Here is a 22263-nt window from a genome sequence, read left to right on the forward strand (position 1 = left end):
CTGGTTATTGGCGTGAATAGAGCTGGCCGCACCACCGGCATCAACGAGAGCCGCGCACGGGTCGCGCGGCGTGTCAGGAGCGAGTGACCAAGATGGCCAACCGGCTGCAAGTGATCTATATCGAAGACGATGCGCTCGTGCGCCGGGCGAGCGTGCAGAGCCTGCAGCTCGCCGGGTTCGACGTCGCCGGGTTCGAGTCGGCCGAGGCGGCCGACAAGGCGCTCGTCGCGGAGAACGCCGGCGTGATCGTCAGCGATATCCGGCTGCCCGGCGCGAGCGGGCTCGACCTGCTCGCGCAGTGCCGCGAGCGCGTCCCGGACGTGCCGGTGATCCTCGTCACCGGCCACGGCGACATCTCGATGGCCGTGCAGGCGATGCGCGACGGCGCCTACGATTTCATCGAAAAGCCCTTCGCGGCCGAGCGGCTGATCGAGACGGTGCGGCGCGCGCTCGAGCGGCGCGAGTTGGTGCTCGAGAACCATGCGCTGCGGCGCGAGCTGGCCGGCCAGAACATCGTCGCGCCGCGCATCATCGGCCGCAGCCCGGCGATCGAACAGGTGCGCAAGCTGATCGCGAACGTCGCGCCGACCGATGCGTCGGTGCTGATCAACGGCGACACGGGCGCCGGCAAGGAGCTGATCGCGCGCAGCCTGCACGAGCTGTCGCCGCGCCGCGACAAGCCGTTCATCGCGGTGAACTGCGGCGCGCTGCCCGAGCCGATGTTCGAGTCGGAGATGTTCGGCTACGAGTCGGGGGCGTTCACCGGCGCCGCGAAGCGCCGCGTCGGCAAGCTCGAATACGCGTCCGGCGGCACGCTGTTTCTCGACGAGATCGAGAGCATGCCGCTCGCGCTGCAGGTGAAGCTGCTGCGCGTGCTGCAGGACGGCGTGCTCGAGCGGCTCGGCTCGAACCAGCCGATCCGCGTGAACTGCCGCGTCGTCGCGGCCGCGAAGGGCGACATGAGCGAACTCGTCGCGGCCGGCACGTTCCGGCGCGACCTGCTGTACCGGCTCAACGTCGTGACGATCGCGCTGCCGCCGCTCGCCGAGCGCCGCGAGGACATCGTGCCGCTGTTCGAGCACTTCATGCTCGACGCGGCCGTGCGCTACGGGCGGCCGGCGCCCGTGCTGACCGACCGCCAGCGCGCGAGCCTGATGCAGCGCGACTGGCCCGGCAACGTGCGCGAGCTGCGCAACGCGGCCGACCGCTTCGTGCTCGGCGTCGCCGACATGCCCGAGCAATCGGGCGCGAGCGACGACGACGCGGAGCACGACCAGACGCTGAAGGAGCGCGTCGAGCAGTTCGAGCGCGCGGTGATCGCGCAGGCGCTGAACCAGACGGGCGGGGCGGTCGCGGCGACGGCCGACCGGCTGCATGTCGGCAAGGCGACGCTGTACGAGAAGATGAAGCGCTACGGGCTGTCGGCGAAGGGCGACACCGACCGCTGAAAATGAAAGCGGACCGCGGAACCGGGCTGGCCGGTCGGGCGGTCCGCTCTGGCGAGCTGCGCGCCGTGGGCGGCGCGGTCGTTTCGTTCGGGTGGGGCGGCGCTCAGGCCGCGTTGCCGTCGAGCGCCTTCTTGAGCAGTGCGTCGAGCTCCGCGAATTGCGGCGCGCCGACGTAGCGCTTCAGGATCTTGCCGTCCTTGTCGACGACGAAGGTCGTCGGCGTCAGCTGCACGTTGCCGAACTGCTTGGCGACGCTGCCGTCGTCCAGCGCGACCTTGAACGGCAGCTGGCGCGTCTGCGCATAGTTCGCGACGTACATCGGCGGGTCGTAGTTCATCGCGACCGCGACGAATTCGAGCCCCTGGCCCTTGAAGCGGTTATAGGTATCGACCATCTGCGGCATTTCCTGCATGCAGGTCGCGCAGCTCGTCGCCCAGAAATTGACGAGGTAGACCTTGCCTTTCAGGTCGCCGCCGGTCGATACCTTTTGGCCCGACAGCAGCGTGAAGGTGGCGTCCGGCACGGTCGACTTGCCGTTGAACGCGAAGAAGCCGGCAACGGCGATGGCCGCGACGACGACGGCAGCGGCGATATAGCGGGCGCGGCCGGTGCGGCGTTGGGCGGAAGGCGTGGTGTTCATCTGGGTGCTCTCGGAGTCGGTCGATGATGCGGATCGATGCGAAGGACGGCGAAATTCGGCGATCATTCTAGCGCGAATGCGGCTGGCGCACCGGCCGCCGCTACGCGTGTCGGCCGCCGGCTTCGGCGGATAATACGCGTTTCGCCTGTCCCCATCACTGCCATGCCGAAGCACGCCGCCGATTCGTCGAGCCCCTTTTTTCGCCCGCTGCGACACTTCGCGGCGCTTGCATGCGTGAGCGCCGCGCTGGCCGCGTGCTCGCCGTCGTATGACTGGCGCACGCTGCACAACGACGCGGGTTATACGATCGACCTGCCGGCGAAGCCGACCGTCGAAAACCAGCCGGTGGCGGTGGGCGGCGCGACGATGCCCATGCGGATGCAGGCTGCGCATGTGGCCGGCGCGGTGTTCGCGGTCGGCACACTGACGCTGCCGGACGAGCGCGAAGAGACCCGCCGTGCGGCGCTCGAATTCCTGCGCGCCGGGCTGTCGCGCAACCTCGACGGCACGCCGGCCACGGCCGCCGTGCGCGTGCCGCTCGCGGCGGGCGGCGCGGTGGACGGGCTCGAGTTGCGCATCGCCGGCGCGGCGAGCGGCGGCGACCACGCGCGCCGGACGATCGTCGCGCGGCTCGCCGCGCGCGGCCGCCACGCATACCAGGCGGTCGTGATCATGGACGGCCCGCTCGCGCAGGAACAGCTCGATCAATTTTTCGGCTCGTTCAAACTCGACTGAAGCCGACGCGCGGACACCCGCCGCGATTGAAAGTTCGTTCGCAGCTTTCGCCGCTAATCGCCGGATTTTGCGGGGATTTTCCGGCTATCCACAGCGCATGTGGATAACTTTGTTGAAAAGTTGACCGGATTGCCCGCGAAGCCGCACCGGGCGGCCTTCACGCGCATTTGGCCTTCGCCGCGCCGTTTCGTAAAATTCAATGGAAACAAAGAGATAGCGACGAGAGATGACACGGTTGCCGGCGCTGCCCGTGGCCCGGCTGGATTCGCGAAATTGTGCATAAGTCAAGTCTTGACAGCGCAATTTTGTGATCGGGCCGCGCTCACAGCGCGGTGAGCGCGCGCCGGTAGCGGGTCGCCTCGGCGATCTGCGCGGCCGTCGGGGACGGATCGCCGGCCAGATCGGCGATCGTGCGGGCGACCTTCAGCACGCGGAAATACGCGCGCGCCGACCAGCCGAAGCGCTCGCCGGCCTCGCGCAACAGCCGCTCGCCGTCGTCGGTCGGGCGGCACAGGTCGTCGGTCTCGCGGCCGCTCAGCATGTGGTTCGTCTTGCCCTGCCGCGCCAGTTGCACGGCGCGCGCCCGCGCGACGCGCTCGGCGACCACGGCGCTCGGCTCGCCGGGCGCCGACGCGCGCGCCGCGAGTTCGGCCACCGACAGCGCGGGCACGTCGATCTGGATGTCGATGCGATCGAGCAGCGGCCCGGACAGCTTGCGCAGATAGCGCGTCGCGACGTCCGGTGCGCAGCGGCAGCGTCCGGAAGGATCGCCGTGCCAGCCGCACGGGCAGGGGTTCATCGCGGCGATCAGCTGACAGGCGGCGGGAAAATCGGCTTGCTGCGCAGCGCGCGAGATCGTGATGCGGCCGCCTTCGAGCGGCTCGCGCAGCATTTCCAGCACGTGCCGGTCGAATTCGGGCAGCTCGTCGAGAAACAGCACGCCCAGATGGGCCAGCGTGATCTCGCCCGGCTGCGGCGGATTGCGGCCGCCGACCAGCGCGGCGGCGCTCGACGAGTGGTGCGGCGAGCGGAACGGCCGCCGCCGCCAGTGCGCGGGCGAGAAGCCGAGGCGGCTCGCCGACAGCAGCGCGGCGGAGGTCAGCGCCTCGTCGTCGGTCAGTGGGGGCAGCAGGCCGGGCAGCCGCGCTGCCAGCATCGACTTGCCGGCGCCGGGCGGACCGATCATCAGCATGTGGTGGCCGCCCGCGGCGGCCACTTCGAGCGCGCGTCGTGCGCCGCGCTGGCCGACGACGTCGGCGAGATCAGGCGCGGCCGGTGCCGGCGTGCCGTCGACGCACGGCGCCGCGACCGGCACGAGTCGCGCGTCGGGCGCACCGGAGAGGTGCGCGCAGAGCGTGGGCAGGTCGGGGGCGCCGTACACGATGACGCCCGGTACGAGCGCAGCCTCGGCGGCGCTGTCGAACGGTAGGTAGAGCTCCGGCGCTCGCGCGTGGGGTTCGGGTGCGGTATTGGCGGCGGAGTTTGAGTCGGAGCCTGAGCAGGCGCCTGTGCCGAAGCCGGCACCGGAGCCGGAGCCAGAACCGAAACCATCGCGGGTTGCGTCGGCGCGTCCGTCGCGCGCCGTGCCGCAGGCCATCGCGAACGCGCCGCGCATCGGCCGCAGCGCGCCCGTCAGCGACAGCTCACCGGCGAATTCGCGGCCAGCCAGCGCGTCGACCGGGATTTGGCCGTTGGCCGCGAGAATGCCGAGCGCGATGGGCAGGTCGAAGCGGCCGGATTCTTTCGGCAGGTCGGCCGGTGCGAGATTGACGGTGATGCGCCTGACCGGGAAGTCGAATCCGCAGTTCTGCAGCGCGGCGCGCACGCGCTCGCGGCTTTCGCGGACTTCGACGTCGGGCAGGCCGACGATCGAGAACGACGGCAACCCGTTGGCAAGATGGACTTCGACGGTGACGTCCGGCGCGCGGCCGGCCGCCGGCGCGCGACTGCGCACCACGGCGAGCGACATGGCGAGGCTCCTGTGTATGAATCGGACGGCTACGGGCGTGCGAGGCCGCCTGCCTTCGGAAATCGGAGAGTCAGGGCGCGCGTGCCGGCGTGGCGCGGAAAAAAACGATGAACTGCGAAGAACGAAGGACGGCGAAGAGCGAGGGACAGCGAAGAACGAAGGACGGCGAAGAGCGACGAACAGCGAAGATCTAAGGCCAGCAGAACCCGACGAACAGCATAGGACAGCGAACAGCAGGCAGTGCAAACCTCCCCGGACCGCTCGCCGGTGCTACCGGCGCGGGCGAGCGCCACGCGAAGCGGCCCGCGCCCGGCCGGTCAGCCGGTGCGGCGCGTCAGTCCTGCGACGCCGCGAGCCTCGACTCGAGTTCCGCGACGCGCTTCTCGAGCTCCTCGAGACGCACGCGGGTGCGGGCGAGCACCTGCGCCTGGGTGTCGAATTCCTCGCGTGTGACGAGATCGAGCTTCGAGAAGCCTTGCGTCAGCATCGCCTTCACGTTGCGCTCGACATCCTTGGCCGGCGAGTTTTTCAGCAGGTCGCCGACGCGCGACTGCAGGTCGTTGAAAACATCGCTGGGTTGTTTCATGTGATTCCCCTTCGTTGCACAAAAAGTGTGCATCTTCAGTTGCGTACGTGCCCATGATGCACGCATGACCGGAAATGGTGCGCCGGCGGCGCGAATTCCGGGCATGGCGCCCGCATGGGTGAATGGCCCGGGAAACCGGGACGTGCGTGCACTCTAGCAACGATCCTTTCGGTGCGCCAGCAAACCGCGCCACGTTGGCCATTCGGCCGGGCTCGCGGACCTTTCAACGGCTGGTGCGACCCCGCTCCGGAGCCGTTCGAACCGGCGGTCGCGCAAACATGGCATGCGAGTTGCTGAGGAGAGAACCGTTACAACATTCCAAACCAATTCGACGGGACAACCCAGCGAGAGGACTTTCATGAAACTCATTACCGCAATCATCAAGCCGTTCAAGCTCGATGAGACGCGCGAGGCGCTCTCCGCGCTTGGCGTCTCCGGCATCACGGTGACGGAGGTGAAAGGGTTCGGGCGCCAGAAGGGGCACACCGAGCTGTACCGCGGCGCGGAGTACGTCGTCGATTTCCTGCCGAAGATGAAGATCGAGGCCGCGGTGTCCGACGATCTGGTCGACCAGGCCGTCGAGGCGATCGAGCGGGCCGCACGCACCGGCAAGATCGGCGACGGGAAGATCTTCGTCACGCCGATCGAGCAGGTGATCCGGATCCGGACCGGGGAGACAGGCGCTGACGCGCTGTAACAGACAAAGACAAGCGACAAGAGGAAACCCGAGATGCGCAAACTTCTGATGTCCCTGCTGATGGCAGGCTCGCTGATCGCGGCCGGTGTCGGCCCCGCGCTTGCTGACGATGCGGCCTCCGCCGCCGCTGCGTCCGCGCCTGCCGCCACGGCTTCCGACGCGTCGGCCGCCGCCGCGCCGGCCGCTTCTGCTCCGGCCGCCACGGACGCCTCGGCGCCCGCCGCCGCCACCGCACCCGCTTCGGGCGCTGCCGACGCATCGGCTGCCGCCGCCCCGGCAGCGCCGACCGCACCGTTCTCCGTCGATTCGTCGAAGATCAGCGCCGGCGACACCGCGTGGATGCTCACCTCCTCCGCGCTCGTGCTGTTCATGACGATCCCCGGCCTCGCGCTGTTCTACGCGGGCATGGTCCGCAAGAAGAACGTGCTCGCGACCGTGATGCAGAGCTTCGCGATCACCGCGCTGATCACGGTGCTGTGGACGGTGGTGGGCTACAGCCTCGCGTTCACGCCGGGCAACGGCTTCATCGGCGGCCTGTCGCGCGTGTTCCTGCACGGGATGAACTACATCAAGGGCGACAAGGCGACCACGCTGACCGTCAGCCATCTGGCCACGACGATCCCCGAGTCGGTCTACTTCGTCTATCAGATGACGTTCGCGATCATCACGCCGGCGCTGATCTGCGGCGCGTTCGCCGACCGGATGAAGTTCTCCGCGATGCTGGTGTTCATGGCGCTCTGGTCGCTGATCGTCTATGTGCCGATCGCGCACATGGTGTGGGAGCCGACCGGCTGGCTGTCGGCAGACGGCGTGCTCGACTTCGCGGGCGGCACGGTGGTGCACATCAACGCCGGTATCGCAGGCCTGATCTCGTGCCTGGTGCTCGGCAAGCGCGTCGGCTACGGCCGCGAATCGATGGCGCCGCACAACCTGGTGCTGACGATGATCGGCGGCTCGATGCTTTGGGTCGGCTGGTTCGGTTTCAACGCGGGTTCGGCAGTCGCGGCTGACGGCCGTGCCGGCTTCGCGATGCTGACGACGCAAGTCGCGACGGCATGTGCGGCGCTCGGCTGGATGTTCGCGGAGTGGGTCGCGAAGGGCAAGCCGTCGGTGCTCGGCATCGTGTCGGGCGCGGTCGCGGGTCTGGTGGCGATCACGCCGGCAGCCGGCTTCGTCGGCGTGACGGGCGCACTGGTGATCGGCATCGCGGCCGGCGTCGTGTGCTTCTGGTCGGCCACGTGGCTCAAGTCGAAGCTCGGCTACGACGATTCGCTCGACGCATTCGGCGTACACGGCGTGGGCGGGATCCTCGGCGCACTGCTGACCGGCGTGTTCGCGGTCAAGGACATCGGCGGCGCGGACGGCAGCCTGCTGCTGCAGGCGAAGGGCGTGCTGATCACGCTGGTCTACAGCGGCGTGCTGAGCTTCGTGCTGCTGAAGCTGATCGACATGACGATCGGCCTGCGCGTGACCGAAGAGGAAGAGCGCGAAGGTCTGGACGTGATCCTGCACGGCGAACACGTCGAGTAAGTCGTACGAATGACGGCGGGTCGCCACGCATGCGGCGCCCGCCCCGAATGAGCGCAGCGACTTCAGCCCGCCCACCCGGCGGGCTTTTTTTCTCCTGTCGTGCGCTGCCGTAGCGCATAACCCTGCAGACTATCGGGTCAATAGCCGAAATCTCCCCTCCAAATCCTTGTGAAGCCGGGAACAATCCCCAAATGGGCAAAGCAATTGCTCTACAATCTTCATTCTCCCGCTCGCGAGTGATTCATGGTTCCCCACCTGGTTACTGCGTTGAATGGTCCGCTGCTCGAGCTCGAGCAGAAGATCCTCGACGCGACGCCTGCAATCGAACGCTGGTTCAGGCTCGAATGGCAGGAACACACGCCGCCGTTCTATTGTTCGGTGGACCTGCGCAACGCCGGCTTCAAGCTGGCGCCCGTCGACGCGAACCTGTTCCCCGGCGCATTCAACAACCTGCCGTCCGAAGTGCTGCCGCTCGCCGTCCAGGCCGCGATGGCCGCGATCGAGAAGATCTGCCCGGACGCCAAGAATCTGCTCGTGATCCCCGAGTTGCCGACCCGCAACGCGTTCTACCTCGAGAACGTCGCGCGGCTCGCGACGATCATGCGTCAGGCCGGCCTGAACGTGCGCTTCGGCTCGCTCGATCCGAGCATCACCGACATGACGCCGATCACGCTGGCCGACGGCCAGAAGATCGTGCTCGAGCCGCTCGAGCGCTCGCAGCGCCGCCTCGGCCTGAAGAATTTCGATCCGTGCTCGATCCTGTTGAACAACGACCTGTCGGCGGGGATTCCGTCCGTGCTGGAGAACCTGCACGAGCAGTATCTGCTGCCGCCGCTGCACGCCGGCTGGGCCGTGCGCCGCAAGTCGACGCACTTCTCGTGCTACGACGACGTCGCGAAGAAGTTCGCGAAGATGGTCGGCGTCGATCCGTGGATGGTGAACCCGTACTTCGCGCACGTCGAAGGCGTCGATTGGCAGGCGCATGAAGGCGAGCAGGCGCTCGCCGACGCGATCGACAGCGTGCTGAAGAAGATCGCGCGCAAGTACCGCGAATACGGGATCAGCGAAAAGCCGTACGTCGTCGTGAAGGCCGATGCGGGTACCGCCGGGCGCGGCGTGATGACGGTGCACGACGCGGCCGAGATCGGCCGCATGTCGAAGGCCGAGCGCGCGCAGATGGCCGAGTCGAAGGCCGGCCTCGCGGTGCGCGACGTGATCGTGCAGGAAGGCGTCTATACGTTCGAGCGCGTCGGCGACGAAGTCGCCGAGCCGGTCGTGTACATGATCGACCGCTATGTGGTCGGCGGTTTCTACCGCACCCACGGCGGCCGCGAGCGCGACCAGAACCTGAACGCGCCGGGCATGCACTACGTGCCGCTCGGCTTCGAGCACACCGCGCTGCCGGATGCCGGCGCGAAGCCGGGCGCCGCGCCGCCGAACCGCTTCTACATGTACGGCGTCGTTGCACGGCTGGCGCTGATCGCAGCGTCGATCGAACTCGAAAAGACCGATCCCGAAGCCATCCAGGTGTAACGGCTTCGCTACGTACAGGACCCGCATGGACATTCTCTTTATCGCCGACCCGCTCGATCGCTTCAAGATCTACAAGGACTCGACCTACGCGATGATGGCGGAGGCCGCGCGCCGCGGGCATGCGATCTACACGTGTCAGCCGCACCAGCTCGCGTGGACGGGCTCGGGCGTCGAGGCCGACGTGCAGCGCGTGACGATCGTCGGCGACACGGCCGACCTGCATCGCCATCCGTGGTACGAGGCGGCCGCGCACGAGTCGCGCCAGCTGACGTCGTTCGGCGCGGTGCTGATGCGCAAGGATCCACCGTTCGACATGGAGTACGTGACGGCCACCTGGATGCTCGAGCTCGCCGAACGGGCGGGCGCGCACGTGTTCAACAAGCCGCAGTCGATCCGCGATCATTCGGAGAAGCTCGCGATCGGCGAGTTTCCGCAATTCGTCGCGCCGACCCTCGTCACGCGCGACGCGGCGCGTCTGCGTGCGTTTCATGCCGAACACGGCGACGTGATCGTGAAGCCGCTCGACGGCATGGGCGGAATGGGCGTGTTCCGCGTGAAGGCCGACGGGATGAACCTCGGCGCGATCATCGAGATGCTCGGCCATGACGGCACGCGCTCGCTGATGATTCAGAAGTTCATTCCGGAGATCAAGGCCGGCGACAAGCGCATCCTGTTGATCGCGGGCGAGCCGGTGCCGTATTCGCTCGCGCGGATTCCGCAGGGCAGCGAGGTGCGCGGCAATCTCGCGGCCGGCGGGCTCGGCGTCGCGCAGCCGCTGACGCCGCGCGATCGCGAGATCGCCGAGACGCTCGGCCCGGTGCTCGCCGCGCGCGGGCTGCTGCTGGTCGGGCTCGACGCGATCGGCGACTGGCTGACCGAGGTGAACGTGACGAGCCCGACGTGCTTTCGCGAGATCATGGAGCAGACCGGCTTCGACGTCGCCGCGATGTTCATCGACGCGCTGGAGCGGGCGGCCGCGTAGCCCGCTTTCGCGCGCAATCCCGGCGGCGGCCGCGCAGGTCCACCGCTGCCGGAGCGGTTCGACCGGCCTGCTACAATGCCCGCCTGCCCGGTGCCGCGACCAGCGCGCCGACGGCCCGGCGGTCGGGCCGAAACCGTTGCAAGGCTGAACATGACACGTTTTCCCCACTCGCTATGCTCGTTGCCCCGCCACGGGGCGGAGGCAGTCTGACATGGCCGGGATCCTGATCATCGCGCATGCGCCGCTCGCCACCGCGTTGCGCGACTGCATCGCCCATATCTACGGCGGCGTGCCCGCACGCATCGGCTGCATCGACGTACTCGCCGACAGCGACCCCGCCCAGGTGATGGCGTTCGCGCATGCCGAGCTCGCACGGCTGCGGGAAGAAAACGGCGTCGTCGTGCTCACCGACATGTACGGCGCGACGCCCGCGAACATCGCCGGGCAGCTCGCGAAGCTCGAGAACGTGCGCGTGCTGGCCGGCGTGAATCTGCCGATGCTCGTGCGCGCCGTCTGCTACCGTTCCGTGCCGCTCGACAAGCTCGTCGACAAGGCGCTGTCCGGCGGCGCGAAGGGCGTCCACGAAGTGGCGGCCGGCACGCCGCCGCCGCCGTCCGAAGCCGGCTGCGGGCAGTGCGCGCCGATTCCGCCCGAGCCGCAGCCGCGCACGGAATCGCACTGACGCCCCGTATTCACGTTTTAGACTGACCCCGCCGACGGCACGTCGCCGGCGGCCTCGACCGACCCGACCGAGAATCATGCTTCAACAAGAAACCACCATCGTCAACAAATTGGGGCTGCATGCGCGCGCATCGGCCAAGCTCACGCAACTGGCCGGCAACTTCCAGTCGGAAGTCTGGATGACGCGCAATGGGCGCAAGATCAATGCGAAGAGCATCATGGGTGTGATGATGCTGGCGGCCGGCATCGGCAGCACGGTCACGATCGAGACCGAAGGTCCGGACGAGCGCGAAGCGATGGACGCGCTGCTGAAGCTGATCGCCGACAAGTTCGGCGAGGGTCAGTGAGCGTCGCGGGATCGTTGCCGTTTCCGAGCAGAATGCCGCGTTTCCCGCGGCATTTTTTTCGCGCGCGGCATTGATGCGGAAGGTGCAATGCTGCACTGCTCGCAGCCAGCGGGCAGGCGCGGAATTTATAATCGCTGACCGGGGTCATAAGCGCATCGCAGCAGTGTGCCGCGGCTTTTCATGTACAGAGGAGGTGCGCGTGTCCTTCACGCTGCATGGCATTCCCGTCTCACGTGGTATCGCGATCGGGCGAGCGTATCTGATCGCGCCGGCGGCGCTCGACGTCGCCCATTACCTGATCGACACGAGCCAGATCGATGCCGAGGTCGAGCGTTTTCGCGCGGCGCGCGAGGGTGTGCATCGCGAGCTCGAGGCGCTGCGTGCCGACCTGACCGACGACACGCCGACCGAAGTCGGCGCATTCATCGACGTCCACGCGATGATCCTCAGCGATGCGATGCTCGTGCAGGAGACCATCGACCTGGTCCGCACGCGACGCTACAACGTCGAATGGGCGCTGACCGAGCAGCTCGAGCTGCTCACGCGTCACTTCGACGACATCGAGGACGAATACCTGCGCGAGCGCAAGGCCGACATCGAGCAGGTCGTCGAGCGGGTGCTGAAGGCGCTGGCCGGCGCGCCGTCGGCGTCGCAGGCGCTCGACCGTGCCGCCGCGCAAGGCCAGAACGAGATGATCGTGGTCGCGCACGACATCGCGCCGGCCGACATGATGCAGTTCAAGTCGCAGTCGTTCCAGGCCTTCGTCACCGATCTCGGCGGCCGCACGTCGCACACGGCGATCGTCGCGCGCAGCCTCGGCATTCCGGCCGCGGTCGGCGTCCAGCATGCGAGCGCGCTGATCCGCCAGGACGACCTGATCATCGTGGACGGCGACCAGGGGATCGTCATCGTCGATCCGGCGCCGATCGTCCTCGAGGAATATTCGTACCGGCAATCGGAGAAACTGCTCGAGCAGCGCAAGCTGCAGCGGCTGAAGTTCTCGCCGACGCAAACGCTGTGCGGCACCAAGATCGACCTGTACGCGAACATCGAGCTGCCCGACGACGCGAAGGCGGCCGTCGAGGCAGGCGCCGTTGGCGTCGGCCTGTTCCGCTCCGAGTTCCTGTTCATGCATCAGAAGCAGATGCCGGAGGAGGAGGAGCAGTTCGCCGCGTACAAGCGCGCCGTCGAATGGATGAAGGGCATGCCGGTGACGATCCGCACGATCGACGTCGGCGCGGACAAGCCACTCGAGGCGCTCGACGAAGGCTACGAGACGGCGCCGAACCCGGCGCTCGGGCTGCGCGCGATCCGCTGGAGCCTGTCCGAACCGCAGATGTTCCTCACGCAACTGCGCGCGATCCTGCGCGCGTCCGCGTTCGGGCAGGTGAAGATCCTGATCCCGATGCTGGCCCACGCGCAGGAGATCGACCAGACGCTCGACCTGATCCGCGAGGCGAAGCGCCAGCTCGACGATGCGGGGCTCGCGTACGATCCGAACGTGCGCGTCGGCGCGATGATCGAGATTCCGGCCGCGGCGATCGCGCTGCCGCTGTTCCTGAAGCGCTTCGACTTCCTGTCGATCGGCACGAACGACCTGATCCAGTACACGCTCGCGATCGATCGCGCGGACAACGCGGTCGCGCACCTGTACGACCCGCTCCATCCGGCGGTGCTGCATCTGATCGCCTATACGCTGCGCGAGGCGAAGCGCGCGGGCGTGGCGGTGTCGGTATGCGGGGAAATGGCCGGCGATCCGGCGCTGACGCGTCTGTTGCTCGGCATGGGGCTCACGGAATTCTCGATGCACCCCAGCCAGTTGCTGGTGGTCAAGCAGGAGATCCTGCGGGCGCATCTGAAGGCGCTCGAGAAGCCGACGGCCGACGTGCTGGCCGCGTTCGAGCCGGAGGAAGTGCAGGCGGCGCTCCAGCGCCTGGCGGTCGCCGAGCCGCGCGCGGACGCGGCGGCTTAGGCCGCGGCCGCCACGCCTGCAATGGCGGCGCGACGTCATGCAGGCGCCCGCGGGCGCATGCATGACGCAATCAGTGCCGGCCGCCGCATACCGGGCAGTCGGCCTGCCGCGCGATCTTCATCGTGGTCCATTCCATCCGCAGCGAATCGAGCATCATCAGCCGGCCGTTGAGCGTCGTGCCGAACGCGCCGATCACACGCAGCGCCTCGGCGGCCTGCATCGCGCCGATGATCCCGACCGTCGGCGCGAACACGCCCATCGTCGCGCACGCGACTTCCTCGAACGGCTGGTCTTCCGGAAACACGCACGCATAGCACGGCGCGGCCGCGTCGCGGAAGTCGAACGTGCTGATCTGGCCGTCGAAGCGCAACGCGGCGCCCGACACGAGCGGCACGCCGTGCGCGACGCACGCGCGGTTGATCGCATGGCGCGTCGCGAAATTGTCGGTGCAGTCGAGCACGACGCTCGCACGCGGCACATGTTCGTCGAGCCATGCATCGTCGGCGCGCAGCGCGGCCGCATGCACCGTCACTTCCGGGTTCAGCTGCGCGAGCGCGTCGCGGCCCGACTCGACCTTGCTGCGGCCGACCGACGCCGTCGCGTGCAGGATCTGCCGCTGCAGGTTGGTGAGATCGACGGTGTCGGCATCGGCCAGCGTGATCGTGCCGACGCCGGACGTCGCGAGATACATCGCGGCCGGCGAGCCCAGGCCGCCCGCGCCGACGATGAGCGCATGCGCGTCGAGAAAGCGCTGCTGCGCGTCGATGCCGATTTCGTCGACGAGGATGTGGCGGGAATAGCGAAGGAGTTGATCGTCGTTCATGGAGTGTCGGGCGCCGCATGCCGGCGGCGGCGCGCTTGCCTTGGCGTCTGTCTGCGTATTCTAGGCGCACATGAAAAACGGGCCATCGCGGTCTTCCCGCGATGGCCCGTCGGATGCCGGCCGAGGCTTACTGCGGCGCGGACGCCGGCTTCGGTGCGGCTGCCTTTGCGCCCGACGCCTTCGCGGCGGACGCGGCCTTGCCGGCCGGGCTCTTGGTCGTGCTTTCGGCGAGCAGCGACTTCGATTCCTGCACCGGCTTGCCTTCGAGCTTGTTCAATGCCTGCTGCATCATGAAGTCGTCGGCGCTGCCGAACTCGATCGGCTTGCGATCGCGATCCTTCTGGCGTTGCTCCGGCGTCTTCTTGTCGTTCTGCTCTTCGAGCAGGCGCAGCTGATCCATCCGGCGCTGCTCGCGCTCTTCCTGTTCCTTCTTCTCGTTCGGGTCCTGCGTGTTCGCGAGGTGGTTCGTGTAGTCGACCTCGCGCGTCACGAGCACGTCGTCCGGATCGCCGTCCGCGTACTGATCGACCGGCACGTCGGGCGTGATGCCCTTGTTCTGGATCGAGCGGCCGCTCGGCGTGTAGTAGTAGGCAGTCGTCAGGCGCAGCGCCGTGTCGGCCGTCATCGGGCGCACCGTCTGCACCGAGCCCTTGCCGAACGTCGTCTTGCCCATGATCTGCGCGCGCTTCGAATCCTGCAGTGCGCCGGCGACGATTTCCGACGCGGACGCCGAATACGCGTTGGTCAGCACGACCATCGGCACGGTCTTGAAGATCGGCGGCAGATTCTTCAGCGGATCGCCGTCGAACGAGGGCAGACGGTAGTTGTCGTAGGTGTCGCGGTAGACCTGCTTCGAATCCGGAATCTGGCCGTTGGTCGATACGACGACGGAATCCGGCGGCAGGAATGCGCCGGCGACGCCGACCGCGCTCTGCAGCAGGCCGCCGCCGTTGTTGCGCAGATCGAGAATCAGGCCCTTCAGGTTCGGCTGCTGACGCGCGATGTCCTGCAGCTTCGCGGCGAGGTCGGGCGTCGTGCGTTCCTGGAAGCTCGTGATCCGGATGTAGGCGTAGCCCGGGTCGAGCATCTTCATCTTGACGCTCTGGACCTTGATGATCGCGCGCGTGACCGTGACCGGGAACGTGCGGTCGTCGCTCTTGCGGAAGATCGTCAGCGTGACCTTGGTGCCCGGCTCGCCGCGCATCTGCTTGACGGCCTTGTCGAGCGTCATGCCGCGCACCGGCTTGTCGTTGATGCGGGTGATCAGGTCGCCCGGACGGATGCCGGCGCGGAACGCGGGCGTGTCCTCGATCGGCGAGATCACCTTGACGAGGCCGTCTTCCTGCGAGATCTCGATGCCGAGGCCGGCGAAGCGGCCCTTGGTCTGCTCCTGCAGCTCGTCGTAGTCGGTCTTGTCGAGGAACGACGAGTGCGGATCGAGGCTCGACACCATGCCCTTGATCGCCGCCGTCAGCAGCTTCTTGTCGTCGACCGGCTCGACGTACTCGCGCTTGATCTGGCCGAACACTTCCGCGAACAGACGGAGTTGGTCGAGGGGAAGCGGCGCCGTGGCCGTCTGCTCGGCCGACGCCGAAATCTGCAGCGTGGCGAATACGCCCGTGGCGAGGCCCGCGGCAATCAGGCCGATGTTCTTCAATTTCATTCGCATAGAGAGTCTGGTGCGGTCGGGAAGCGCGTGGCGGTAGCGGGGATGTAGCGGACAAGTATAACTGTTCGTCCGATTACTCAGTGCAACGGTGCGAAACCGGTGCCAAGCGGCTCCGGCGCCGTACCGCCGCACGCGCGGCGGTGTTCGAAAGCCGCTTCGACAGCGCCGGGGCGGCAAAGGTTCGCGTCGCCCGCCGGGCGGGCCGCGCGCAGCGCGGGCCGCCCGGCGCGACAGGCGTCAGCCCGCCTTGCCTTGCTTTGCGACGGCGGCCTGCGCCTTCGCGATCGCGTCCTGGTCGCCCAGGTAGTAATGCTGGATCGGCTTGAGGTTCTCGTCGAGTTCATAGACGAGCGGCACGCCGTTCGGGATGTTCAGGCCGACGATGTCGCTGTCCGAGATGCCGTCGAGGTACTTGATCAGCGCGCGCAGCGAGTTGCCGTGCGCGGCGATCAGCACCTGCTTGCCGGCGCGCACGGCCGGCGCGATCGACTCGTTCCACAGCGGCAGCACGCGCGCGACCGTGTCCTTCAGGCATTCGGTGAGCGGCAGCTGCTCGCGCGGCACCTTCGCGTAGCGCGGATCGCTGAACGGCGCGCGTTCGTCGGTCGGCTCGAGCGCGGGCGGCGGCGTGTCGTAGCTGCGGCGCCAGACGAGGACCTGGTCGTCGCCGAACTTCGCGGCCGTTTCGGCCTTGTTCAGCCCCGACAGTGCGCCGTAGTGGCGCTCGTTCAGGCGCCACGAGTGAACGACCGGCAGATACATCAGGTCCATCTTGTCCTGCACGTGCCACAGCGTGCGGATCGCGCGCTTGAGCACCGACGTGTACGCGATGTCGAACGTGTAGCCGGCCTCCTTGAGCAATGCGCCGGCCTGGTAGGCTTCGTTGCGGCCCTGTTCGGTCAGGTCGACGTCGACCCAGCCGGTGAAGCGGTTTTCCTTGTTCCACGTCGATTCGCCGTGGCGGATGAGAACGAGTTTGTACATGGATCTTGCGGTCGGTAGTGATAGGGAAGCGGGGCGCGTCGCGCGGCTCCCGATCGGGGTCCGCCATCGCGCAAGACGGTTATTTTATAATGGCGGGATTGTCCTTTCCCGATTTCTCTCTTTCTTCTCTTTCCGGCGGCATTCAGTGACGTTCTTTACTCAATACACGAACTTGGCCCTCATCGCGATCCTGCTGGTTTCCGGCGGCCTGCTCGCGTGGCCCGTGCTGCGTCGCGGCCGCGGCGGCCTGTCGGCTGCGGAAGCCACGCAGCTCATCAACCGCCGCAACGCGGTCGTGATCGACCTGCGCGCCGCGCCCGAATTCGCCGCCGGCCATCTGCCGTCGGCGCGCCAGATCGCCGCGGGCGAGCTCGGCGCGAAAATTGCGCAGATCGCCAAGAACAAGAGCACCCCGGTGCTGCTCGTCTGCCAGAACGGCCAGCAGTCGCAGAAGGCGGCGCGCGAGGTCGAGGCGGCAGGTTATGCCGAGGTGCACGTGCTCGAAGGCGGCGTCGCCGCGTGGCAGCAGGCCGGGATGCCGGTCGTCAAACAAGGAGTGGCGAAGTGAACAAGGTTCTGATGTACAGCACGCAGGTGTGTCCGTATTGCATGCAGGCCGAGCGTCTGCTGAAGCTGCGCGGCGTCGAGCAGATCGAAAAGGTGCTGATCGACCGCGATCCGGCCCGCCGCGAGGAGATGATGACGCGCACGGGCCGCCGCACGGTGCCGCAGATCTACATCGGCGACACCCACGTCGGCGGTTACGACGATCTGTCGAAGCTCGATCGCGAAGGCGGCCTGTTGCCGCTTCTGCAAGCGGCCTGATTAGGGCAGAATGGCCGCCGGCCGCGCCGCGGCTCTTGGCGCGCAGGATCCAACCGCGGCGGCCGGCATCGAGCCGGGCCGCCTCGTCACCACTTTTAGGGAAACACCATGTCCGACGTCGAAAACCAACCGTTCTTCAACATCCAGCGCGTCTACCTGAAGGATATGTCGCTCGAGCAGCCGAATTCGCCGGCGATCTTCCTCGAGCAGGACATGCCGTCGGTTGAAGTCGAAGTCGACGTCAAGGCGGAGCGCCTCGCGGAAAGCGTGTTCGAAGTCGTCGTGTCGGGCACCGTCACCGCGAAGGTCAAGGACAAGGTCGCGTTCCTGATCGAAGCGAAGCAAGCCGGTATTTTCGACATCCGCAACATTCCGGACGAACAGCTCGATCCGCTCGTCGGCATCGCTTGCCCGACGATCCTGTTCCCGTACCTGCGTTCGAACATCGCCGACGCGATCACGCGTGCCGGCTTCCCGCCGATTCACCTCGCGGAAATCAACTTCCAGGCGCTGTACGAGCAGCGTCTCGCGCAGCTTCAGCAGCAGGCCGGTGCGGCCGGCGCGCCGAACGGCACGACGCTGAACTGACGTTTCACTCCGGACCGGTGCTGGGTATGAAAGTAGCCGTTCTCGGCGCCGGTGCCTGGGGCACCGCGCTCGCGGGCCATCTGGCCGCGCGGCACGATACGCTTCTCTGGGCGCGCGACGCCGCGCTGATCGCCGGGCTACAGGCCCGGCACGAAAATTCCCGCTATCTGGAAGGCATCGCGCTGCCCGATGCGCTGCGCTACGACGCCGATCTCGACGCCGCGCTCGCGCACGGCGCCGCTGACGACGCGTTGTGCGTGATCGGCGCGCCGGTGGCCGGGCTGCGCACGCTGTTGCGCGCAATGCGCGACGCGCGCTGCGTACCGGCGCACGTGGTGTGGGTGTGCAAGGGCTTCGAGGCCGACACGCATCTGCTGCCGCACCAGGTGATCGCGGCCGAGCTGCCCGAGCAGCGCAGCAACGGCGTGCTGTCGGGGCCGAGCTTCGCCCGCGAGGTCGGGCTCGGGCTGCCGGTCGCGTTGACGGTCGCCAGCGCGTCGGCCGCGTGCCGCGAGCGCACGCTTGCGGCGTTCCATCACGGCGCGATGCGGATCTATACGGGCGACGACGTGGTCGGCGTCGAGGTCGGCGGCGCGGTGAAGAACGTGCTGGCGATCGCCACCGGCATCGCCGACGGCCTCGGGCTCGGGCTCAATGCGCGCGCCGCGCTGATCACGCGCGGCCTCGCCGAAATGTCGCGCCTCGGCGTGGCGCTCGGCGGCCGGGCGGAAACCTTCACGGGCCTCACGGGCCTCGGCGACCTGATCCTCACCGCGACGGGCGACCTGTCGCGCAATCGCACGGTCGGGCTGCAACTGGCGTCCGGCCGCTCGCTGGCCGACATCCTCGGCGCGCTCGGCCACGTGGCCGAAGGCGTGCGCTGCGCGCAGGCGGTGCTCGCACTCGCGCACGCGCAGGCGATCGAAATGCCGATCACCGAGGCCGTGTGCGGCGTGCTGTTCGACGGCGTCGCACCGCGCGATGCGGTGAGCGGGCTGCTGCGCCGCGACGCGCGCGCCGAATGACGCGCTGACGCGTCGGTGCGGGCGCAGCGCGCCGTTCTCGCGCCCGCGTGCCTTCGCGCAACGCGCGCGGCGCGAAAGCGCATTACGCTCGAACCGTCGCCATAGCTTTCGGGAGAGCGTCATGCTGCAGATCGGTTCCACCGCGCTCGACGCGCAACTCGTCGACATCACCACGCTCGACGTCGACGCGATCGTCAACGCCGCGAACGGCTCGTTGCTCGGCGGCGGCGGCGTCGATGGCGCGATCCATCGCGCGGCCGGCCCCGGGCTGCTGGCCGAATGCCGTACGCTCGGCGGCTGTGCGACCGGCGACGCGAAGCTCACGCGCGGGCACGGGCTGCCGGCGCGCTACGTGATTCATGCGGTCGGCCCCGTCTGTTACGGCGGTGCGCGCGGCGAGCCCGAGCTGCTCGCGTCGTGCTACCGGCGCGCCATCGAACTCGCCGAAGAAGTCGCCGCGACGTCGATCGCGTTTCCGGCGATCAGTTGCGGCGTGTACCGCTATCCGGCTGAAGATGCCGTCGACATCGCGGTCGGCACGGTAATCGACATGCTGCCGCAGGCGCCGAACCTAGCCCGCGTGGTGTTCGCGTGCTTTGCGCCGGACATCTACGACCTCTATCGCGCGCATCTAGCGCGCATCTAGCGCGGCCGCGCGCCGCCGTTCAGGCGCCGCCTTCGAAGCCGGCCTGGCGCCAAGCCTCGAACACGACCACGGCCACCGTATTCGACAGGTTCAGGCTGCGGTTGCCGGGCCGCATCGGCAGGCGCACGCGCTGCTCGCCCGGAAAGCGCTCGAGAAGCTCGGCCGGCAGTCCGCGGGTTTCGGAGCCGAACACGAACCAGTCGCCCGGCACGAACGCGTGGTCGTGGAAGCGCCCCGAGCCGCGGGTCGTGAACGCGAACATCCGCGCGGGATCGGGCGACTCGGCCGCGACGAACGCATCCCAGTCGCGGTGCACGCGCATTTCCGCGTATTCGTGATAGTCGAGGCCCGCGCGGCGCATCTTCGCGTCGTCGAGCGGGAAGCCGAGCGGCTCGATCAGATGCAGGCGCGCGCCGGTGTTCGCGCACAGGCGGATCACGTTGCCGGTGTTCGGCGGAATTTCGGGGGCGACGAGAACGACGTTGAACATGGGTTGGGTCTGGCTGGGCCGGCCGGGGCGGAGCAACGCTGCTGCTCGTTCCCGGCCGGCCGGTTCGTGGCGGCCGGCGCCGCATCCGGGCGGCCGGCCTCTTTGCTGTCCATCTAATTAATCCCTGGCGGTGCGCAGCGCAACCAGATTCGTCACGCGCGCGGCGCCCGCCGCCTTCAATGCATGCGCGGCGGCCGCGAGCGTCGCGCCGGACGTCATCACGTCGTCGACCAGCGCAACGTGACGGCCGGCGAGGTCGCTCGTCACCGCGAACGCCGCGCTCACGTTGTCGCGCCGCGCGCGGCGGTCGAGCCGCGACTGCGGCGCGGTCTCGGTCACGCGTTCGAGCAGCGCCGCGTCGGCGCGCACACCGAGCTGGCGCGCCAGCGGTCGCGCGATCGCCCACGCCTGGTTGTAACCGCGCGCGACCAGCCGTCCGCGCGCGAGCGGCACCGGCGCGATCACGTCGAAGCCGCTCGCGCGGCGCAACGTGTCGGTGTCGTCGATCCGCGAGGCGAGCCGCGCGGCGAATTCCGCACCGAGCGCGAGGCGCGCGCGAAATTTCAGCCCGCGCGCGAGCCCGTCGAGCGGTGCGCGGTAATCGGCGAGCGCGAGCGTCGCGTCGAACGGCGGCGGTGTCGCGCGGCATCCGTCGCAACGGTAGGCGGACGTCGCGTCAGCGCCGCCGTGTCGGCCGCCCGGCCTGCGCGTGCTTGCTCGACCGACGCCCAGCGGTAGCGCGCAGACCTCGCAACGCAGCCGCGCTTCATTCCAGTACGCGGCATCGCAGGCTTCGCAAATGACGTTATGTGACAAATTGCCGCACAGCGCACACCGATTCGGCAGCGCGGCTGCAATGACGTGTGTCAACAGCATACGAGCATGCGACAAAACGACGCGCGTGACGCGCGCCGACGAACGGCCGTCCATCGCCAACACTCCGCAGGTGCCCGCTCGCTGAAGGCCGCGAGGCGAGCGAGTATACTTCGGGCTCTTCGCCAGTGTGCCCGACATGTCCCCAGCTTCGACTCCAACCGGCCGTCCGGCCAATGACGCCCGGCGTTTGCGGCGAATCTTCGATCGTCGCGCGGCCGCATTCGACGCCGTTGCGTTCCTGCCGCGCGAGATCGCGCAGCGGATGAACGAGCGGCTCGAATACATCAAGGTGAGCCCCGCGGCCGTGCTCGATGCGGGCTGCGGCCCGGGCGACGACCTGCCGGCGTTGCGCGCGCGCTTTCCCGAAGCGCCGGTGTTCGGCGTCGACCTGTCGGGCGCGATGCTGGCGCGCGCGGGCCAGCGCGAAGTCGAGCAGACCAGCTGGCGCCGCTGGCTGCCCGCCTCGCTCGGCCGCGCGCTGGGCCAGCGCGGCGCGCGCGTCGCACAGGCCGACTTCTCGGTGCTGCCGTTCGCGGCCGGCGCATTCGACCTGATCTGGTCGAATCTCGCGCTGCACTGGCATTCGCGTCCCGATACCGTGTTTCCCGAATGGCAGCGCGTGCTGCGCGTCAACGGCCTGCTGATGTTCAGCACGCTCGGCCCCGATACGCTGCGCGAGCTGCGCGCGGCCTGCGCGGACGCCGAAGCGGCGCTCGGCATCGCGCCGCCCGCCGCGCGCGTGATCGATTTCGTCGACATGCACGACCTTGGCGACATGCTCGTCGAAAGCGGCTTCGAGATCCCCGTGATGGACCAGGAAGTGCTCACCGTTACATATAAGACGCCCGATTCGCTGCTGGCCGACGTACGTCGCTGGGGCGCATACCCGTTCGAGCGCGTCGCGCCGCAGCGCGCGACGCGGCGCTTTCGCGCGGCGCTCTGCGAGGCGCTGGAAGCGCGCCGCCGCGCGGACGGCACGATCGCGCTGACGTTCGAGGTGATCTACGGCCACGCGTGGAAAGCCGTGCCGCGCACGACCGCCGACGGACACGGGATCGTGCGCATCGAGGACATCGGCAAGGGGCGTCCGAAGAATCGGTGAAGCGGTAAAGAGCGGTTTTGTTATGTCAGAAATTAGCGGCGCGAAGCGCGGTCGAAGTGATCCGAAAAACGGCCAGGAGGCTTGTGGCGCTTGGCTCGCGGGCCGATAGTCGCTT

At 68.2% G+C, this 22263-nt stretch carries 23 protein-coding genes; 15 read left to right on the forward strand and 8 right to left on the reverse strand.

The genetic code is table 11. The features are described 5' to 3' along the window. Nucleotides 1-92: 92 nt before the first annotated feature. Nucleotides 93-1448: a sigma-54-dependent transcriptional regulator gene (locus MBR110_RS03580; RefSeq protein WP_011886125.1), complete on the forward strand. Its 1356-nt coding sequence runs from the start codon at nucleotides 93-95 to the stop codon at nucleotides 1446-1448. A gap of 103 nt (nucleotides 1449-1551) precedes the next feature. On the opposite strand, the gene MBR110_RS03585 is transcribed toward MBR110_RS03580, so the two are convergent. Continuing rightward, nucleotides 1552-2088 carry a peroxiredoxin family protein gene (locus tag MBR110_RS03585; protein WP_011886124.1) on the reverse strand — a complete coding sequence of 179 codons (537 nt, stop codon included), beginning with the start codon at nucleotides 2086-2088 and terminating at the stop codon, nucleotides 1552-1554. A 162-nt stretch (nucleotides 2089-2250) separates the two neighbouring features. Between MBR110_RS03585 and MBR110_RS03590 the strand changes: the two genes are divergently transcribed. Then, nucleotides 2251-2823, forward strand: coding sequence for a hypothetical protein (locus MBR110_RS03590; RefSeq protein ID WP_059547820.1), 573 nt, complete (start codon nucleotides 2251-2253; stop codon nucleotides 2821-2823). A gap of 322 nt (nucleotides 2824-3145) precedes the next feature. Here MBR110_RS03590 and MBR110_RS03595 read toward each other — a convergent pair whose 3' ends face one another. Further along, the gene (locus tag MBR110_RS03595; protein WP_181709249.1) at nucleotides 3146-4792 is read right to left on the reverse strand and encodes a YifB family Mg chelatase-like AAA ATPase; all 1647 of its coding nucleotides are present in this window, start codon (nucleotides 4790-4792) and stop codon (nucleotides 3146-3148) included. 334 nt (nucleotides 4793-5126) lie between these two features. Further along, nucleotides 5127-5378, reverse strand: a complete 252-nt coding sequence (locus MBR110_RS03600) for an accessory factor UbiK family protein (protein WP_011886121.1) — start codon at nucleotides 5376-5378, stop codon at nucleotides 5127-5129. Between the two features lie 358 nt (nucleotides 5379-5736). On the opposite strand from MBR110_RS03600, the gene MBR110_RS03605 reads away from it, so the two are divergent. The 7 genes from MBR110_RS03605 (at nucleotide 5737) to ptsP (ending at nucleotide 13120) form a co-directional block, all read left to right on the forward strand. Next, the gene (locus MBR110_RS03605; protein WP_006398175.1) at nucleotides 5737-6075 is read left to right on the forward strand and encodes a P-II family nitrogen regulator; all 339 of its coding nucleotides are present in this window, start codon (nucleotides 5737-5739) and stop codon (nucleotides 6073-6075) included. Nucleotides 6076-6108: 33 nt separating this feature from the next. Continuing rightward, complete coding sequence (locus tag MBR110_RS03610) at nucleotides 6109-7605, forward strand: ammonium transporter (protein WP_059735112.1); 1497 nt, start codon at nucleotides 6109-6111, stop codon at nucleotides 7603-7605. Nucleotides 7606-7848: 243 nt separating this feature from the next. Further along, nucleotides 7849-9138 carry a glutamate--cysteine ligase gene (gene gshA, locus MBR110_RS03615; RefSeq protein ID WP_014723704.1) on the forward strand — a complete coding sequence of 430 codons (1290 nt, stop codon included), beginning with the start codon at nucleotides 7849-7851 and terminating at the stop codon, nucleotides 9136-9138. A 25-nt stretch (nucleotides 9139-9163) separates the two neighbouring features. Beyond that, a complete protein-coding gene (gene gshB, locus MBR110_RS03620; RefSeq protein WP_011886118.1) occupies nucleotides 9164-10120 on the forward strand; it encodes a glutathione synthase in 957 nt (318 codons plus the stop codon). Between the two features lie 211 nt (nucleotides 10121-10331). Then, nucleotides 10332-10802, forward strand: a complete 471-nt coding sequence (locus MBR110_RS03625) for a PTS sugar transporter subunit IIA (RefSeq protein ID WP_011886117.1) — start codon at nucleotides 10332-10334, stop codon at nucleotides 10800-10802. A gap of 76 nt (nucleotides 10803-10878) precedes the next feature. Next, nucleotides 10879-11148, forward strand: a complete 270-nt coding sequence (locus MBR110_RS03630; protein ID WP_006477716.1) for an HPr family phosphocarrier protein — start codon at nucleotides 10879-10881, stop codon at nucleotides 11146-11148. Nucleotides 11149-11347: 199 nt separating this feature from the next. Then, nucleotides 11348-13120, forward strand: a complete 1773-nt coding sequence (gene ptsP / locus MBR110_RS03635; RefSeq protein ID WP_014723702.1) for a phosphoenolpyruvate--protein phosphotransferase — start codon at nucleotides 11348-11350, stop codon at nucleotides 13118-13120. Between the two features lie 70 nt (nucleotides 13121-13190). Here the strand turns inward: ptsP and MBR110_RS03640 are convergent, their stop codons facing one another. From MBR110_RS03640 to gpmA, 3 genes are all read right to left on the reverse strand, one after another. Beyond that, entirely contained in the window at nucleotides 13191-13943 is a 753-nt protein-coding gene (locus tag MBR110_RS03640; RefSeq protein WP_059568248.1) for a HesA/MoeB/ThiF family protein, read from the reverse strand. A 127-nt stretch (nucleotides 13944-14070) separates the two neighbouring features. Beyond that, the gene (locus MBR110_RS03645) at nucleotides 14071-15612 is read right to left on the reverse strand and encodes a S41 family peptidase (protein WP_011886114.1); all 1542 of its coding nucleotides are present in this window, start codon (nucleotides 15610-15612) and stop codon (nucleotides 14071-14073) included. A 237-nt stretch (nucleotides 15613-15849) separates the two neighbouring features. Beyond that, complete coding sequence (gpmA, locus tag MBR110_RS03650; RefSeq protein WP_011886113.1) at nucleotides 15850-16596, reverse strand: 2,3-diphosphoglycerate-dependent phosphoglycerate mutase; 747 nt, start codon at nucleotides 16594-16596, stop codon at nucleotides 15850-15852. Between the two features lie 145 nt (nucleotides 16597-16741). Between gpmA and MBR110_RS03655 the strand changes: the two genes are divergently transcribed. The 5 genes from MBR110_RS03655 to MBR110_RS03675 all read left to right on the forward strand — a co-directional run bounded on the left by MBR110_RS03655 (nucleotide 16742) and on the right by MBR110_RS03675 (nucleotide 19680). Next, on the forward strand, nucleotides 16742-17164 hold the full coding sequence (locus tag MBR110_RS03655; RefSeq protein ID WP_011886112.1) for a rhodanese-like domain-containing protein: 423 nt from the start codon (nucleotides 16742-16744) through the stop codon (nucleotides 17162-17164). Continuing rightward, nucleotides 17161-17421 carry a glutaredoxin 3 gene (gene grxC, locus MBR110_RS03660; protein ID WP_011886111.1) on the forward strand — a complete coding sequence of 87 codons (261 nt, stop codon included), beginning with the start codon at nucleotides 17161-17163 and terminating at the stop codon, nucleotides 17419-17421. Before MBR110_RS03655 ends, grxC begins: the two co-directional genes overlap by 4 nt. A gap of 108 nt (nucleotides 17422-17529) precedes the next feature. Next, on the forward strand, nucleotides 17530-18009 hold the full coding sequence (gene secB, locus MBR110_RS03665; protein ID WP_011658008.1) for a protein-export chaperone SecB: 480 nt from the start codon (nucleotides 17530-17532) through the stop codon (nucleotides 18007-18009). Between the two features lie 26 nt (nucleotides 18010-18035). Beyond that, the gene (locus MBR110_RS03670; RefSeq protein WP_034192543.1) at nucleotides 18036-19034 is read left to right on the forward strand and encodes an NAD(P)H-dependent glycerol-3-phosphate dehydrogenase; all 999 of its coding nucleotides are present in this window, start codon (nucleotides 18036-18038) and stop codon (nucleotides 19032-19034) included. Nucleotides 19035-19155: 121 nt separating this feature from the next. Continuing rightward, a complete protein-coding gene (locus MBR110_RS03675) occupies nucleotides 19156-19680 on the forward strand; it encodes an O-acetyl-ADP-ribose deacetylase (RefSeq protein ID WP_181709170.1) in 525 nt (174 codons plus the stop codon). 19 nt (nucleotides 19681-19699) lie between these two features. Here the strand turns inward: MBR110_RS03675 and trmL are convergent, their stop codons facing one another. Then, a complete protein-coding gene (gene trmL, locus MBR110_RS03680) occupies nucleotides 19700-20170 on the reverse strand; it encodes a tRNA (uridine(34)/cytosine(34)/5-carboxymethylaminomethyluridine(34)-2'-O)-methyltransferase TrmL (protein WP_014723697.1) in 471 nt (156 codons plus the stop codon). 117 nt (nucleotides 20171-20287) lie between these two features. After that, nucleotides 20288-21100: a ComF family protein gene (locus tag MBR110_RS03685; RefSeq protein ID WP_181709171.1), complete on the reverse strand. Its 813-nt coding sequence runs from the start codon at nucleotides 21098-21100 to the stop codon at nucleotides 20288-20290. An 82-nt stretch (nucleotides 21101-21182) separates the two neighbouring features. Here MBR110_RS03685 and MBR110_RS03690 point away from each other — a divergent pair, with 82 nt between their 5' ends. Continuing rightward, nucleotides 21183-22148: a methyltransferase domain-containing protein gene (locus MBR110_RS03690; RefSeq protein WP_041493895.1), complete on the forward strand. Its 966-nt coding sequence runs from the start codon at nucleotides 21183-21185 to the stop codon at nucleotides 22146-22148. Nucleotides 22149-22263 lie beyond the last annotated feature (115 nt).

The sequence above is a fragment of the Burkholderia sp. MBR-1 genome (assembly GCF_013822785.1).
Taxonomy (GTDB): domain Bacteria; phylum Pseudomonadota; class Gammaproteobacteria; order Burkholderiales; family Burkholderiaceae; genus Burkholderia; species Burkholderia vietnamiensis.

Bases quoted from the DNA above. Each gene is read 5' to 3' on its own strand.
- MBR110_RS03580 (WP_011886125.1), top strand. From the start codon at position 93: ATGGCCAACCGGCTGCAAGTGATCTATATCGAAGACGATGCGCTCGTG.
- MBR110_RS03585 (WP_011886124.1), bottom strand. From the start codon at position 2,088: ATGAACACCACGCCTTCCGCCCAACGCCGCACCGGCCGCGCCCGCTAT.
- MBR110_RS03590 (WP_059547820.1), top strand. From the start codon at position 2,251: ATGCCGAAGCACGCCGCCGATTCGTCGAGCCCCTTTTTTCGCCCGCTG.
- MBR110_RS03595 (WP_181709249.1), bottom strand. From the start codon at position 4,792: ATGTCGCTCGCCGTGGTGCGCAGTCGCGCGCCGGCGGCCGGCCGCGCG.
- MBR110_RS03600 (WP_011886121.1), bottom strand. From the start codon at position 5,378: ATGAAACAACCCAGCGATGTTTTCAACGACCTGCAGTCGCGCGTCGGC.
- MBR110_RS03605 (WP_006398175.1), top strand. From the start codon at position 5,737: ATGAAACTCATTACCGCAATCATCAAGCCGTTCAAGCTCGATGAGACG.
- MBR110_RS03610 (WP_059735112.1), top strand. From the start codon at position 6,109: ATGCGCAAACTTCTGATGTCCCTGCTGATGGCAGGCTCGCTGATCGCG.
- gshA (WP_014723704.1), top strand. From the start codon at position 7,849: ATGGTTCCCCACCTGGTTACTGCGTTGAATGGTCCGCTGCTCGAGCTC.
- gshB (WP_011886118.1), top strand. From the start codon at position 9,164: ATGGACATTCTCTTTATCGCCGACCCGCTCGATCGCTTCAAGATCTAC.
- MBR110_RS03625 (WP_011886117.1), top strand. From the start codon at position 10,332: ATGGCCGGGATCCTGATCATCGCGCATGCGCCGCTCGCCACCGCGTTG.
- MBR110_RS03630 (WP_006477716.1), top strand. From the start codon at position 10,879: ATGCTTCAACAAGAAACCACCATCGTCAACAAATTGGGGCTGCATGCG.
- MBR110_RS03640 (WP_059568248.1), bottom strand. From the start codon at position 13,943: ATGAACGACGATCAACTCCTTCGCTATTCCCGCCACATCCTCGTCGAC.
- MBR110_RS03645 (WP_011886114.1), bottom strand. From the start codon at position 15,612: ATGCGAATGAAATTGAAGAACATCGGCCTGATTGCCGCGGGCCTCGCC.
- gpmA (WP_011886113.1), bottom strand. From the start codon at position 16,596: ATGTACAAACTCGTTCTCATCCGCCACGGCGAATCGACGTGGAACAAG.
- secB (WP_011658008.1), top strand. From the start codon at position 17,530: ATGTCCGACGTCGAAAACCAACCGTTCTTCAACATCCAGCGCGTCTAC.
- MBR110_RS03670 (WP_034192543.1), top strand. From the start codon at position 18,036: ATGAAAGTAGCCGTTCTCGGCGCCGGTGCCTGGGGCACCGCGCTCGCG.
- MBR110_RS03675 (WP_181709170.1), top strand. From the start codon at position 19,156: ATGCTGCAGATCGGTTCCACCGCGCTCGACGCGCAACTCGTCGACATC.
- trmL (WP_014723697.1), bottom strand. From the start codon at position 20,170: ATGTTCAACGTCGTTCTCGTCGCCCCCGAAATTCCGCCGAACACCGGC.
- MBR110_RS03685 (WP_181709171.1), bottom strand. From the start codon at position 21,100: ATGGACGGCCGTTCGTCGGCGCGCGTCACGCGCGTCGTTTTGTCGCAT.
- MBR110_RS03690 (WP_041493895.1), top strand. From the start codon at position 21,183: ATGTCCCCAGCTTCGACTCCAACCGGCCGTCCGGCCAATGACGCCCGG.